Here is a 14,613-nt window from a genome sequence, read left to right as displayed (position 1 = left end):
GCCTTGTCATTGCGAGCAAAGCGCTGCATGGCCAGCAAGCGTTACTTTTTGCCGATGGTGATCTGCTTGGTGGTGCCGTACACCTGACCGCTGACGCCTTTGGCAATTTGCTGAATTTCCCCACCGGATTTCAGGAAGGCTTCGATCTGTGCATCGATCGAGGCGCTGGTTTCCACGGCTGGAGCCGGCTTGGGTTTGCTGTTGGATGCTTTTACGCGCATGACGGCCATTGACCTACTCAAAAATTAATTTGGCCGTGCATGATACTCGAAATGCTTGACAATTGCTTGGTAAATAAAGCCCGGATGTCGCGATATACCGTGCAGTTATTCTGCAAATAGTCTGATGAATTAGCGGGTATGTCAGTAAGTGATTGTTTTAATACGAATAGATAGCCCGTGCTCAGGCCGTATCTCGCGGCCTGGCCCATCGGTCGGATTGCCCCGCAAGGCCATCAGGCCGGCGCAGTGCGATGGCCGCTAGGCCGAGAAATTAACAGGCGAGTCGGCTAGAATGCCGGCCTGGTAATGAGGGTAGGGCATCATGGCGGTAATTGGACGAATGAATAGTTTGCAGGTCGTGAAGCACACCGACTTCGGCCTGTATCTGGATGGCGGCGCGGATGGTGAGATTCTATTGCCCAAACGCTATATCCCGAGCGATAGCCCAAGCGAAGTGGAAGACTGGTTAAACGTCTTTATTTACTTGGACAGTGAAGACAAATTAATTGCCACCACGGAAAAGCCAAAAGTTCAGGTGGGCGAATTTGCCAGTTTGAAAGTTGTGGATATAAACCGGGTGGGCTTATTCCTTGATTGGGGTTTGCCAAAAGACTTGCTGTTGCCGCACTCCGAAGAAAAACGCCCCTTGCAGGTCGGTGATTACTGCGTGGTGCATGTGTTTCTCGACAAACGCAGCAAACGCATCACCGCCACCGCTCGTCTGGACCGCTACCTGGACAACGTGCCGGCCAACTACACGGCGGGCCAGGCAGTCGACCTGCTGGTGGCCGAGGCCACCGATATGGGCTTCAAGGCCATTATCAATGGCAAGCACTGGGGCCTGATCCACAAGAACGAACTGTTCAAGTTTGTGCGCAGCGGCATGCAGGAGAAAGGCTTTATCAAGGAAGTGCGCGCCGACGGCAAAATCAGCCTGAGCCTGCAACCGGTTGGTCAGGAAGCGGCCAGCAGCCTGGGTGAGCAGATTCTGGCCAAGCTGCGCGAGCACGATGGCGTACTCAAGGTGAATGACAAAAGTTCGCCCGAAGAAATTGCCGGGCTGTTCCGGGTCAGCAAGGGTAACTTTAAGAAGGCCATCGGTGGTTTGTACAAGCAGGGCCGCATCGTGATCCACGAAGACCGTATCGAACTGCCAAGCAAGTAAGCATCAGCACCGTACGTTCTGCTGTTGGCTTGCTAGGCTTGGGGTGACAGCTTGAGTCGCGTTGCTGCTGGTGTGCGCGCGACTTAAGCAATATCTTGCCGGTGTAGCTCAGTTGGTAGAGCAGCGCACTCGTAACGCGAAGGTCGCAGGTTCGATTCCTGTCTCCGGCACCAGTAAAATCAATGGCTTACATGGTTTTGTGTTTAAGGGTAAAGCCATCATGAGTGCATGGTGGGTGCAAATGGTAATGAAAAGCCCCGCTCAGCAGCACACTGGCGGGGCTTTTTTGTGCCCGGTTGTCAGCCAGCTTCTAACGGAACGCCAGGTCGCGCAGAAACAGGGTGATTGGCGGGAACATGATCAACAGCACCGACATCAGCAGCAGGATGGCGAAGAACGGCAGGCTGCCGCGGATCACCTCGAAGTAGGGCCGGCGGAACACCGCAATGGCGGTGAAGATATCGCAGCCAAAGGGCGGCGTGGCCGAGCCGATGGCTGCCTGTAGGGTGATGATGGTGCCCACCAGTACCGGGTCCAGGCCGGACAGGCGCACCGCTGGGGCGAAGATCGGCACCAGGATCAGCATCACCACGATCGGGTCGACGAACATGCAGCCGATAAAGAAGGCGATCGAGATGATGATCAGCAGTTCAGTCGGGCCCGCCTCCATCAAACCAATACCGCTGAGGATCTGCTGGGGGATCTGGGCGAAGGAAATTACCCAGGAAAACGCCGAGCCGGCCGCTACCAGGATAAACACCACGGCGGTGATCAGCCCGGTGGACAGGGCAATGCTCGACAGGTCACTGAGCTTGACCCGGCGAAAGATCAACACTTCCAGGATCAAGGCATAGAGCACCGACACCGCAGCGGCTTCGGTGGGGCTGAACACCCCGGTGTAGATGCCGCCAATGGTCATCACCGGCAGCAGCAGCGGCAGGATGGCGCGGCGGCAGGTGCGCAGGCGTTCGCTCCAGCTGAGTTTCTCGCCGCGGGGAATGCCTGCTACTCGTGCGTAGAAATAGCAGTAGCCGGCCAGTAGCAGCATCAACAACAAGCCGGGGCCGATGCCGGCGATAAACAGTTCGGCCACCGAAGTGCCCGAGACCACGCCGTAGATGATCATGCCGATGCTCGGCGGGATCAGCAGGGCGATATCCGAGGCGTTAATGATCAGCGCCATGGCGAAGCTGTCCTTGTAGCCCTGCTGCAGCATTTTCGGCCGCATGATGCTGCCCACCCCCACCACAGTCGCCTGGGTCGAGCCGGACAGTGCACCGAACATCGCGCAGCTCAGCGCGGTGGTCACCGCCATGCCGCCGCGTACGTGGCCGACGAAGGCCATGGCCACGTCGAGCAGGCGATTGGCGGTGGCCCCGCGGGTGATGATGTCGGCGGCGAGGATAAACATCGGCACCGCCACCAGGGCGGACGGGCGGATACCGGCGATCATCTGCTGGATCAGGAACTCCGGACCCATATTGAAGAAGAACAGGAAGCCGGCGGCCGCAGCGGCCAGCAGGGTGGTCATCATGGGGAAGCCGGCCAGCAGCAGCACCAGCATGATCAGCAGAAGAGCAGTGGTCATATCCATGCGGCGCGAACTCAGACTTGTGGCGGGAGAGGGGCATCAACATGCCGCGGCGGTGCTTCGCGGCGGCCGAGCAGTACCAGCAGCTGGACAAAGGCGTGGCGCAGGAACTGCAGACCACTCATGCCCAGGCCCAGCGGAATTACCCAGTAGATGTAGTGCAGTGGCACCTGCAATGCCGATGAGGCGCGGCCAACGCGCGCCGCCGATTGCACATAACCGATGGAGGCCCAGGTCAGCCAGACCAGCAGGGCGGCGCTGAACAGGTTGATCAGCAGCAGGCTGGCGGCGGCCGGCTTGCCGGTCAGCTGCTCGACGAAGGCGCTCATGCTGATATGGCGGTTCTGCCGTGCGGCATAGCTACAGCCGACAAAGGTGACGAAGATGATCAGGAACTGATTGAGTTCCTCGGAGAAGTACAGGCTCTGGTTGAACAGGTAGCGGCCAAACACATTGCCGACCGAGTTCAGTGCCATCAGCAGGATGGCGCCGGCGAGGATAAACGCCTCGAGCTTTTCCAGCAGCCAGTCCAGTTTACGCAACCACGCCATTGCCACCTCCGGTCTGTTGCCGTGGCGACAGACATTTTTATTGTTGTGGAGGTCAGACAGTATCGCCGCATAAAAACCATGTCAATTAAATATTTTAATCAGTACATGTGTTCTATTTTTGCGTGCGTGAACTGTTTCGTATCTCGTCTCAGAATACGAAATGCATGGGTGGTGGTATTTCGGCAATCAATTCATTCAGTGTGGCCAGCCCGGCCTGCACGCGCGAGCGGCTCTGCTCGGCGCCCAGGCTGATGCGCACGTACGGGTTGTTGCGATCGGCAGTGGCCAGGAAGGGTTCGGCGGGGAAGATCATCACGCCTTCCTGGCGGGCCCGGCGCACGAACTTCTCCGGTTGCCAGTGCGCCGGTAGTTCGGCCCAGATATGCATGCCGTTGGGGTGGGCCTGGTAGCGACAGGCGGTAAGCAGTTCGCTGGCCATCTGCTGGCGTGCGGCAAACTCCTGCTGCTGGAAGGCAATCATGCGGTCGAGGGTGCCGTCCTGCATCCACCAGCTGGCGATCTCGAAGGGCATCAGGGTGGCCATCCAGGTGGTGCTGCGCAGCCGGCCGATGGCCTGCTGCACCAGATGCGGCGGGGTGATCAGGTAGCCGGCGCGCATACCGGGCAGGGTCACCTTGGTCAGGCTGGTGGCGTAGAAGCTGCGCTCTGGAATCAGTGCTGACAGTGGCGGGCTGCGGTCTGGTTGCAGCGCGCCGTACACATCGTCTTCCACCACCGTCAGATCGTAGCGCCGGGCCAATTCGGCGATCGCCTGGCGGCGTTCCAGGCCCATGGTGTTGTTGTTTGGGTTGTTCATGGTCGGGGTGCAAAACAGCACCCGCGCGCCGCCCTGACGGCAGGCCGTCTCCAGCGCCTCGGGCAGCAAGCCCTGGTCGTCGGTAGCCAGGCCCTTGAGGTTGAAGTGCAGGGTTTGCGCCAGGGCCAGCAGCAGCATGCCCGTCTCGTGCTCGCAGAGCACCGTGTCGCCGGGCTTGAGTACCGTGGCCATGGCGATGGTCAGGGCGTGCGCAGTGCCGTTGCAGAACAGCAGGTGATCGGGGTTGGCCGGCATTTTTTGCTGCGCCAGCCAGCTGCAGACCACCTCGCGGTGTTGGGTCAGGCCCTGGGTCGGGTGGAAGGAGGTGATGAAATCGTCGCGCCCCTCCCGGGCCAGGCGTTCCAGGCCTTCGCGATAGAGCTTGACGTGGCGCGCGGTACACACCGGATGGGCGGTGGACAGGTCAATGCCGCGGCTGGGGTCATCGTGTTCGTCGGTGGACAGGTAGTCCGATTCGTGGCTGACGTGGCGGCTGCGCACGAAGGTGCCGCTGCCCACCTGGGCGTAGATGGCGCCCTGTTTCTCGGCATGGGCGTAGGCATTACTCACCGTCTGCACACTGACTCCGAGGGTCTCGGCCAGCTCGCGATGGGTCGGCAACTTGCTGCCTGGCTGCAGCGCGCCGGCGTTGATCGCTTCGTTGAGGGCGTTGCCTATGGCCAGGTATTTGGGCTGGCCGGAGCGAATAAAGGGTTTTAGGTCAATTGTCATAGTTCAATAAAGTTCTTGACGAAAAGTGTAATGGTAATAAATATGAGGCCTGTGCGGATTGACCTGTATTTGTTCTGGTCACTCTAGCAGCTTTCAGTACATTGCATAACCGCCCGGCTATCACGGGTGGCCGGATAGAGACCTGAACGCCGTCGCGTTCATTTTCGAGATGCTGTCATGAGTGAAATCGCGTTGAATTTCAGCCGTGAAGAGTATGCCCAGCGCTTGGCCAAGGTGCGTGCCGCCATGGCCGAGCGGGGGATCACCACGCTGATCGTGCATGATCCATCCAACATGGCCTGGTTGACCGGCTACGATGGCTGGTCTTTCTATACCCCGCAGTGCGTGGTGGTCGGTCAGCAGGGCGAGCCGCTGTGGTACGGCCGCGGCATCGACGCCAATGGCGCGCGGCGCACCGTTTACCTGCTGGAGGAGAACATCGCCTCCTACAGCGACCGCTACGTAATGAACCCGCCGCACCACGCCCTCGATTACCTGTGCCAGGAAGTGTTGCCGGCACGGGGCTGGATCGGTGGTGTGGTCGGCGTGGAAATGGACAATTACTACTACAGCGCCACCTCGCACCAGGCCCTGCAGCGTGGCTTGCCGCAGGCCCAGCTGGTGGATGCCACCGGCCTGGTCAACTGGTGCCGGGCGATCAAGTCGGCGCAAGAAGTCGAGTACATGCAGGTGGCCGCGCGGATCGTCGAGAACATGCACCGGGCGATCATCGAGATGGTCGAGCCGGGCCTGCCGAAGAACGTACTGGTGGGTGAAATCTACCGGGTGGCCTGTGTCGGCCATGACGGCAAGTTCGGTGACTACCCGGCCATCGTGCCGATGCTGCCGTCCGGCAAGGATGCATCGGCACCGCACCTGACCTGGGACGAGCGCCCGTTCAAGAAGGGCGAAGGCACCTTCTTCGAGATCGCCGGTTGCCACAAGCGCTACCACTGCCCGCTGTCGCGCACTCTCTATCTGGGTGAACCGTCGGCGGCGTTTCGCAAGGCCGAGGAGGCGATCAATGCCGGTCTCGAAGCCGGACTGGCGGTGGCCAAGCCGGGCAACACCTGCGGCGACATCGCCCGCGAGTTGAACAGCACCCTGCGCCGTTATGGCTACGATCGCGGCGATAACCGTTGTGGCTACCCGATCGGGCTGAGTTATCCGCCGGACTGGGGCGAGCGCACCATGAGCCTGCGTGAGAGCGACACCACGGTGTTGCAACCGGGCATGACCTTCCACTTTATGCCGGGCCTGTGGCTCGACGACTGGGGGCTGGAGACCACCGAAAGCATCCTGATCACCGAGAGCGGGGTGCAAACCCTCTGCGACTTGCCGCGGCAGTTGTTTGTGAAGGCCTGAGATGAGTAGCGCAACCATGAATATTTCACCCGAAGCTGAACTGCAGGCCAATACGCGATCGAGCGTGGCCGAGGTTCGCCCAAGTACCCTCAGCGCCACCGTCGACTTCGACCGGGACGGCGTGCAGCATGGTTTTCTCAAGCTGCCGTACTCCCACGACCAATCGGCCTGGGGCTGCATCATGATCCCCATCACGGTGGTGAAGAATGGTGCGGGCCCCACCGCGCTGCTCACTGGCGGCAACCACGGCGATGAATACGAAGGCATCACCAGCCTGCTCAAACTGGCCGGCGAGCTGCGTGCCGAGGACGTCCAGGGCCGGGTGATCATCGTCCCGGCGATGAACTACCCGGCGGTGCAGAACGGCAGCCGCACCTCGCCGATCGACAAGGGCAATATGAACCGCTCCTTCCCCGGCAACCCCGCCGGGAGCATGACCGAGCGCATTGCCGACTACTTTCAGCGTTACCTGATTCCGTTGTGTGACTACGCTCTGGATATCCACTCCGGTGGCAAGACCCTGGATATCCTGCCGTTCGCCGCGGCCCACCGCTTGCCGGACCCGCAGCAGGAAGCCCAGTGCATCGAGGGTGCGCGGCTGTTTGGCACCGCCGCCAGCATGATCCTCTTCGAGCTGGACGCCGCCTCGCTGTATGACACGGCGGTGGAGGCCCAGGGCAAGGTGTTCGTCACCACCGAGCTGCGCGGCGGCGGCACCAGTACCCCCGAAACCATGGCCTTGGCCGATCGGGGCGTGCGCAATTTCCTCAAGTTTGCCGGGATTATTGCGGGTGAACTGGAGCGGGCTGATGAGCCCTTACTGCAGCTGGATATGCCCGATGCCAGCTGTTATGTGCAGAGCACCCATCGCGGCATTCTCGAACTCACCCGCAGCCTGGGTGATCGGCTGCGCCAAGGCGATCTGGTGGCGCGGGTGCATGCCTTCGAGCGCACCGGCACCCCGGCTGTGGAATACCGTGCGCAGCGCGACGGCCTGCTGGTGGCCCGACGCTTCCCCGCACTGGTGGACATCGGCGACACCCTGGCGGTAATCGCCGACATAGTCGAAAGCTGAAGGCCGTTCGCAGCGGCCGCCATTCAATGACAATAACAGCAAGCGGAGACCTCACCATGAACACACTCAAGACACTGAAGAAAGCCGCCCTGGCTACGGCGCTGGGCCTGACCCTGATTGGCCAGGCGGGCCTGGCGGCGGGAGAAGAATGGAAGTTCGCCCTGGAGGAAATCAGCGGCAGCGTGCAGGACGCCTATGCGCAGAAGTTCAAGTCGCTGATCGAGGAGAAAAGCGCCGGCAAGATCAGCGTCACCGTCTACCCCTATGGCGCGTTGGGCGAGTCGGAAGACCTCACCGAACTGGTGGCCAATGGCGTGTTGCAGTTCACCCATGGCTCGACCGGTATTCTCGGTTCCACCGCGCCGGGCATGCAGGTGTTCTCGGTGCCTTACCTGCTGTCCCAGGATAATGCGGTCAACCTCAAACTGCTGACCGAGAGCCCGACCATCTACGGGCCCATCGCCGACAAGCTGAAGACGCGCAACCTGCGCCTGCTGAGCATGTACCCGGAAGGCGATATGGTCTGGACCACCAACAAGGTGGTACGCAAGCCGGCCGACTTCGACAACGTGAAGATGCGCGTGATGGCTTCGCCGATGCTGGTGGAGACCTACAAATCCTTCGGTGCGGTGCCCACCCCGCTGCCGTATTCCGAGGTTTATGGTGCCCTGCAGCTGAAGATGATCGACGGTCAGGAGAACCCGGTCTTCGCCATCGAAGAAATGAAGTTCTATGAGGTCAACGATGTGATGACCTGGTCGGGCCATCAGCAATTCACCGTTGCCGTATTGTCCAGCGAGTCCTGGTACCAGGGCCTGCCGGCCGAGCAGCGCAAGCTGATCGACGAGACCGTGGCGGAGCTGGCGCCCTATATCTTCGAGACTCAGGCGCAATACAACGAAGAGCGCCTGGAGAAGATCAAACAGGCCAAGCCGGGCATCCAGTTGGTGCGTCTGAACGAGGACGAGCAGGCGGCTTTCCGCGAGGCCAGCCTGCCGATGCGCGACAAGCTGGTGCAACTGGCCGGCCCTGAAGCCGGCACCGTGCTCAAGGCCCTGGAGCAGGAAATCAAAGCGCTGGAACAGCAGTAACCCCGGTTGCCGGCGGGTCACCCCGCCGGTTTGTTTAGCGATGTTCCGTTATATGTCGTGCGGATCGCCGCTCTTGGCAGGAGCCAGGCGCCTAGTCCTTGCTGGCGATGCCCTCACGGATCAAAAGCATCGCCAGCAAGCTGGCTCTACAGTTTGCTGCGCGACAGCGCTCCGTCGGAGGCGGCGGGGATCTCCGATGGGAACACACCCTCGTAGGATGGGTTGAGCGCAGCGCTACCCATGCCGATCGACACCGCAGCCCCTGATTGGGGCATAGTTTTTTTCGCCGTGGAGCGGTTTATGCGTCTGGACAGCTATGACCTGAAGATTCTGCGCATCCTGCAGAACAACGGGCGGATCACCAAGTCGAGCCTGGCCGAGGCCATCAACCTGTCGATCAGCCCCTGCTGGGAGCGGGTCAAGCGCCTCGAAGAGGCGGGGATCATCCGCGGCTACGGCGCTCAGCTGAATACCGAGATTCTGTTCAAGCGCGCTGCGGTGCTGGTGGAAATCAGCCTCAAGCAGCATAACCGTGAAGCCTTCCAGCGCTTCGAGAAGGCCATGCAGGACTGCGCCGAAGTCACCGAGTGCTACGCCACCGGCGGCGGCATCGACTATATCGTCAAGGTCATGGCGCGCGACATCGACCAGTACCAGCGCCTGATCGACCGCTGGCTGATGACCGATCTGGGCATCGAACGTTACTTCACCTACATCGTCACCAAGACCATCAAACACGGCGAGCCAGCGCTTTTGCCGGACGACGAAGAAGGTTAACCCGCCGATGTGCAATACGGCCGTGAGCGGCCCGGTACAGGTGTTTTGCCGAGCGTTAGTCAGCGCACTAGCGGTACAGAAAAAAGCCTCGCTTAGCCTGCTGCAAAGAAAAAAAACACAGTCCAGCCACCCCCTGAAGAGAAAAAGTCGTTGGCCGGCAAGCCCTAAAGTGGAAGCCGTACACACGCATCACGCCCTGCACCGCCAACTCACAGCGGCCAGGCAAGTAGAGGGGATACCGTCCATGCACACACTCAAAGATCCGCGCCTGGTGCGCCAGCTGGCTTACATCAACGGCAAATGGGTCGCCGGCCACAACGGTCGCGACGAAGCGGTGATCGACCCAGCCACGGAAGAAACCATCGGCCGTTGCACCCAGCTCGACGCCAGCCAGATTGAGCACGCCATCGACGCTGCGCAGGCGGCCTTGCCGGCCTGGCGCGCACTGGCGGTGGACGCCCGCGGCGCCATTCTCAACAAGTGGCACGACCTGCTGCTGGCAAACAAGGAAGACCTGGCCCGGCTGATGACCCTGGAGCAGGGCAAGCCGCTGGACGAGGCCCGGGGCGAGATCGACTACGCCGCCTCCTTTATCCGCTGGTTTGCCGAAGAGGCGCGGCGCGCCTACGGCGAGACCATCCCCAGTCATATCCGCAACGCCCAGCTGGGCAGCGTGCGCGAGCCGATTGGCGTGGCTGCCTTGATCACCCCGTGGAACTTCCCCTGCGCGATGATCACCCGCAAGGCCGCCGCGGCGCTGGCCGTGGGTTGCACCGTGCTGGTCAAGCCGGCCGGCGAGACGCCGTTTTCCGCCCTGGCCCTGGCCGAGCTGGCCGAGCGCGCCGGCTTCCCCGCCGGGGTGTTCAACGTGATCACCGGTGAGCCGGAAATGGTCTCCCAGGTGCTCTGCGCCAGCGACAAGGTCAAGGCGCTGTCCTTTACCGGCTCGACCCGGGTCGGTCGTCTGCTGCTGCAGCAGGCGGCGGCCACGGTGAAGAAGTGCTCGATGGAGCTGGGCGGCAACGCACCCTTTATCGTGTTGCCGGACATGGACGTGGAGCAGGCCGCCCAGGCGGCAATCGACGCCAAGTTCCAGACCACCGGCCAGGACTGCCTGGCGGCCAACCGCATCTTCGTCCATCGCTCGCTGTATGAGCCGTTTCTGGCGGCCTTCGCCCGACGCATGGGCGAGCTGACCGTGGGCAATGGCCTGATTCGTGGGGTCAATCAGGGCCCGCTGATCAATGCCAAGGCGGTGGCCAAGGCCCAGGAGCTGGTGGACGACGCCGTGGCAAAGGGCGCGCGCCTGCTGGTCGGCGAGCAGAGCCAGGCCCCGGGGCGCAACTTCTTTATGCCGACCCTGCTGGCCGATGTGAGCGCAGAGATGCGCGTCTACCGCGAAGAAAACTTCGCCCCGGTGGCCGGCGTGCTGGCCTGGGACGACCTGGAGCAGCTGATCGAGCAGGCCAACGACACCGAATACGGCCTGGCCGCCTATGTCTACGGTCACGACATGCGCCCGGTGTGGCGCCTGTTGCGCGGCCTGGAGTTCGGCATGGTCAGCGTCAACTCGGTGAAGATGACCGGCCCGCCCGTGCCCTTCGGTGGCGTCAAGCAGTCCGGCCTCGGCCGCGAGGGCTCGCGCCACGGCCTCGATGAGTACAGCCAGATCAAATACTACTGCCTGGGCGGCCTGCCCAGCGCCAGCGGTAGCTGAAAACTACTGCGGGCTTCGCGCGCTATGCGCTGCCTAGCCTTCGCTCGCTACGTTTTCTAACGAGGAAAACCTAGCTGGAACCGCTAACGATTAACCTGAGGGCACTGCCATGACCATCGACACCCAGAAAATCATCGAGATTGACCGCCAGAACGTGTTTCACGCCTCCACCCACCTCAAGCAGCACGCCCATGGCGAGAGCCCGGCACGGATCATCACCGGTGCCCAGGGCATCCGTATCCAGGACTCGCTGGGTAACGAATTCATCGACGGTTTCGCCGGCCTGTACTGCGTGAACATCGGCTACGGCCGCACCGAGATGGCCGAGGCGATCTACAAGCAGGCCAAGCAGCTGGCCTACTACCACACCTATGTCGGCCACACCACCGAGGGCCTGGCCAGCCTGTCCGAGCGCATCGTCAAGCTCGCCGGCCAGGGCATGAGCAAGGTCTATTACGGCATGTCCGGTTCGGACGCCAACGAGACCCAGCTCAAGCTGGTCTGGTACTACAACAACATCCTCGGCCGTAAGGAGAAGAAGAAGGTCATCTCCCGCGATCGTGGCTACCACGGTTCGAGCATCGCCTCCGGCTCGATGACCGGCCTGCCGGTGTTCCACGCCCATTTCGACCTGCCGCTGGAGCGCATCAAGCACACCGTGGCGCCGGTCTACTACCGCCGTCCCGACGATGCCATGAGCGAGCTGGAGTTCTCCCGCTACTGCGCGCACAAGCTGGAAGAGATGATCCTCGCCGAAGGCCCGGACACCGTGGCCGCGATGATCGGCGAGCCGGTGCTCGGCACCGGTGGTATCGTGCCGCCACCCCAGGGCTACTGGGCGGAGATCCGCAAGGTGCTGGACAAGTACGACATCCTGCTGATCGCCGACGAGGTGGTCTGTGGTTTCGGTCGCCTGGGCGTGGACTTCGGCTCGCAGTACTACGAGATGCAGCCGGACTTGATCACCGTGGCCAAGGGCCTGACCTCGGCCTACCAGCCGCTGTCCGGGGTCATAGTCGGCGAGCGCGTGTGGCAGGTGCTGGAGCAGGGTACCGACACCTACGGCGCCATCGGCCATGGCTACACCTATTCCGGCCACCCCATGGGCATCGCCGCAGCCATCGCCAACCTGGACATCATCGAACGCGAGAACCTCACCGCCAACGCCCGTGACACCGGTGCCTACCTGCAGCAGCGCATGCAGGCCACCTTCGCCGAGCACCCGCTGGTTGGCGAGGCGCGCGGCATCGGCCTGCTCGCAGCCCTGGAGTTCTCCAGCGACCGCAGCAAGCGCCAGCACTTTGACCCCAGCCTCAAGGTCGGCCCGATGGTCTCCGCCGCCTGCCTGGAAGAGGGCCTGATCGCTCGCGCCATGCCGCACGGTGACATTCTCGGTTTTGCCCCGCCGCTGGTGGTTACCCGTGGCGAGGTCGACGACATCGTTGCCCGGGCCGAGCGGGCGGTGAACAAGGTCACCGACAAGCTGATCAGCAGCGGTGCCTGGCAGGCCAAGTAAGCACACTAGGTCAATGCGGGGTCGCCGAGTCGGTGACCCCGCTTGCGTTCACAGGGTGGACTTTAAGCATGCACGAACAACTGACCCTGCAAGACATCTACCGGGCCCGTCAGCGTATCGCCGGGCAAGCCCTGCGCACCCCCTTGGTGCGTTCCGAGGCGCTGTCGCGGCGCTGGAACTGCGAGGCCTGGTTGAAGCTGGACAATCTGCAACCCACCGGCGCCTTCAAGCTGCGCGGTGCACTCAATGCGCTGCTCGGCCTGGACGCCGAACAGCGCGCGCGCGGCGTGGTGACCATGTCCACCGGCAACTTCGGCCGCGCCCTGGCCTGGGCCGGGCAGCGCCTGGGCGTGCCGGTCAGCGTGTGCATCTCGCGCCTGGTGCCGGCCAACAAGGTTGAGGCCTTGCGCCAGAGCGGCGCCGAACTGCTGATCGAGGGTGACTGCCAGGACGACGCCGACCGCGAGGCGCGGCGCCTGCGCGATGAACAGGGCCTGGCCTATATTCCGCCCTTCGACCACCCGCTGGTGATCGCCGGGCAGGGCACCTGCGGCCTGGAGATCATGGAAGCGCAGCCGGATATCGACCTGGTGTTCGCCGGCCTGTCTGGCGGCGGTCTGATTGCCGGCATTGGTCTGGCGGTGAAGAGCATCAACCCGGCCGTCGAGGTCATCGGCGTGAGCATGAACCAGGGTGCGGCGATGCTCGACAGTCTGGCCGCCGGCCGGCCGCTGCAGGTGCCGGAGATGCACTCCCTGGCCGACAGCCTGGGTGGCGGCATCGGCCTGGACAACGCCTGGACTTTCGCCATGACCCAGCGCTACATGGATCGCGGTTACAAGGTCGACGAGGTGCAGATCGCCCGCGCCATGCTGCACTTTCTGCATGAAGAAAAAATGCTGGTGGAGGGCGCCGCCGCCGTCGGCGTGGCCGCCGTCGAACAGCATCAGCTGGACCTGAGCGGACGCCGTGTGGCGTTCGTGGTCAGCGGCCAGAACCTGTCGAATGAAACCTTTGCCGAGGCCTGTCGCCTGGCCGGAGAGCGTCCCTATGCACATCTATAAGCGCAAGCAGATCGCCGAACAGGTGAAGTTGGATCAGGCCGCTCTGGAAGCGGTGGAGGCCGGTTTCGCCGCCCTCGGCCGCGGCGAGGTGGAGATGCCGCCGATCCTCAGTATGAACATCGCCGAGAGCAACGGCGAGGTGGACGTGAAAACTGCGCATATCCGTGGCTGGCCGCGCTTCGCCATCAAGATCAGCCCCGGCTTCTTCGACAACCCCAAGCTCGGCTTGCCCAGCCTCAATGGTCTGATGCTGTTGTTCTCGGCCAAGACCGGGCTGGTCGAGGCGCTGCTGTTCGACGAGGGCTACCTGACCGACATCCGCACCGCGTTGGCCGGTGCCATCGCCGCCAAGCACCTGGCGCGGGAGGATGCCCGGCGCGTCGCGGTGATCGGTGCCGGCCTGCAGGCCGAGCTGCAGGTCGCCGCCCTGCGCCTGGTGCGCGACATCCGCGAGGTGCATGTATATGCCCGCGACCGCATCAAGGCCGAGGCCTATGCCACCCATATGCGCGCCTACCACGGTCTGCCGGTGACCGTGCACGACAGCGCCGCGAGTGCCTGCGCCCAGGCCGATATCGTGGTCACCACCACCCCGGCGCGCGAGCCGGTGCTGCGCTGGAGCGACCTGCCCAAGGGGGTGCATGTCACCGCCATGGGCTCGGACAACCCGCACAAGAACGAGTTGGAAGCGACCATCCTGGCCAGTGCCGATGTCCTGGTGGTCGATCGCCTCGAGCAGTCGCGGGCCCTCGGCGAGCTGCACCACGCGCCGGCCCTGCAACGTGAGGTATTCGAGCTGGGCAGCCTGATCGCCGCCGGTCGTACCCTGCGCAGCAGCGCCGAACAGATCAGCGTGTGTGACCTGACCGGCACCGGCGTACAGGACACCGCCATCGCCAATTACGCCGCGCGCCTGCTCGAGGAGGCCTGA

13 protein-coding genes and 1 tRNA gene are annotated in these 14,613 nt (G+C 62.6%); 10 read left to right on the top strand and 4 right to left on the bottom strand.

Going from position 1 to position 14,613, the window contains the following annotated elements:
• Positions 1–41: 41 nt before the first annotated feature.
• Positions 42–230, bottom strand: coding sequence for a hypothetical protein (locus WA145_RS11565; protein ID WP_169852821.1), 189 nt, complete (start codon positions 228–230; stop codon positions 42–44).
• 313 nt (positions 231–543) lie between these two features.
• Here WA145_RS11565 and WA145_RS11560 point away from each other — a divergent pair, with 313 nt between their 5' ends.
• Together WA145_RS11560 and WA145_RS11555 are read left to right on the top strand one after the other, a co-directional pair.
• The gene (locus tag WA145_RS11560; RefSeq protein WP_422581714.1) at positions 544–1,386 is read left to right on the top strand and encodes a S1 RNA-binding domain-containing protein; all 843 of its coding nucleotides are present in this window, start codon (positions 544–546) and stop codon (positions 1,384–1,386) included.
• A 97-nt stretch (positions 1,387–1,483) separates the two neighbouring features.
• Positions 1,484–1,559, top strand: a tRNA-Thr gene (locus WA145_RS11555).
• A 137-nt stretch (positions 1,560–1,696) separates the two neighbouring features.
• On the opposite strand, the gene WA145_RS11550 is transcribed toward WA145_RS11555, so the two are convergent.
• From WA145_RS11550 to WA145_RS11540, 3 genes are all read right to left on the bottom strand, one after another.
• Positions 1,697–2,974, bottom strand: coding sequence for a TRAP transporter large permease (locus WA145_RS11550; protein WP_422581748.1), 1,278 nt, complete (start codon positions 2,972–2,974; stop codon positions 1,697–1,699).
• Between the two features lie 17 nt (positions 2,975–2,991).
• Entirely contained in the window at positions 2,992–3,528 is a 537-nt protein-coding gene (locus tag WA145_RS11545; RefSeq protein ID WP_422581713.1) for a TRAP transporter small permease, read from the bottom strand.
• A 148-nt stretch (positions 3,529–3,676) separates the two neighbouring features.
• Entirely contained in the window at positions 3,677–5,077 is a 1,401-nt protein-coding gene (locus WA145_RS11540; protein ID WP_422581712.1) for a PLP-dependent aminotransferase family protein, read from the bottom strand.
• 177 nt (positions 5,078–5,254) lie between these two features.
• Here WA145_RS11540 and doeA point away from each other — a divergent pair, with 177 nt between their 5' ends.
• From doeA to WA145_RS11500, 8 genes are all read left to right on the top strand, one after another.
• On the top strand, positions 5,255–6,442 hold the full coding sequence (doeA, locus tag WA145_RS11535) for an ectoine hydrolase DoeA (RefSeq protein ID WP_422581711.1): 1,188 nt from the start codon (positions 5,255–5,257) through the stop codon (positions 6,440–6,442).
• A 16-nt stretch (positions 6,443–6,458) separates the two neighbouring features.
• Entirely contained in the window at positions 6,459–7,517 is a 1,059-nt protein-coding gene (gene doeB / locus WA145_RS11530) for a N(2)-acetyl-L-2,4-diaminobutanoate deacetylase DoeB (RefSeq protein WP_422581710.1), read from the top strand.
• Positions 7,518–7,573: 56 nt separating this feature from the next.
• Positions 7,574–8,608 (top strand): TRAP transporter substrate-binding protein DctP, encoded by a 1,035-nt coding sequence (dctP, locus tag WA145_RS11525; RefSeq protein ID WP_422581709.1) that lies wholly within the window; start codon positions 7,574–7,576, stop codon positions 8,606–8,608.
• A 300-nt stretch (positions 8,609–8,908) separates the two neighbouring features.
• Positions 8,909–9,385 carry an Lrp/AsnC family transcriptional regulator gene (locus tag WA145_RS11520; RefSeq protein ID WP_422581708.1) on the top strand — a complete coding sequence of 159 codons (477 nt, stop codon included), beginning with the start codon at positions 8,909–8,911 and terminating at the stop codon, positions 9,383–9,385.
• A 244-nt stretch (positions 9,386–9,629) separates the two neighbouring features.
• The gene (locus WA145_RS11515) at positions 9,630–11,102 is read left to right on the top strand and encodes an NAD-dependent succinate-semialdehyde dehydrogenase (protein ID WP_422581707.1); all 1,473 of its coding nucleotides are present in this window, start codon (positions 9,630–9,632) and stop codon (positions 11,100–11,102) included.
• A gap of 109 nt (positions 11,103–11,211) precedes the next feature.
• Positions 11,212–12,618 (top strand): aspartate aminotransferase family protein, encoded by a 1,407-nt coding sequence (locus WA145_RS11510; RefSeq protein WP_422581706.1) that lies wholly within the window; start codon positions 11,212–11,214, stop codon positions 12,616–12,618.
• A gap of 68 nt (positions 12,619–12,686) precedes the next feature.
• Entirely contained in the window at positions 12,687–13,682 is a 996-nt protein-coding gene (gene eutB / locus WA145_RS11505) for a hydroxyectoine utilization dehydratase EutB (protein ID WP_422581705.1), read from the top strand.
• Positions 13,669–14,613, top strand: coding sequence for a cyclodeaminase (locus WA145_RS11500; RefSeq protein WP_422581704.1), 945 nt, complete (start codon positions 13,669–13,671; stop codon positions 14,611–14,613). The genes eutB and WA145_RS11500 overlap by 14 nt, the downstream gene beginning before the upstream one ends.

It is taken from the genome of Pseudomonas sp., from assembly GCF_049301935.1.
Taxonomy (GTDB): Bacteria; Pseudomonadota; Gammaproteobacteria; order Pseudomonadales; family Pseudomonadaceae; genus Aquipseudomonas.
This window is presented reverse-complemented; position numbering and strand designations above follow the sequence as displayed.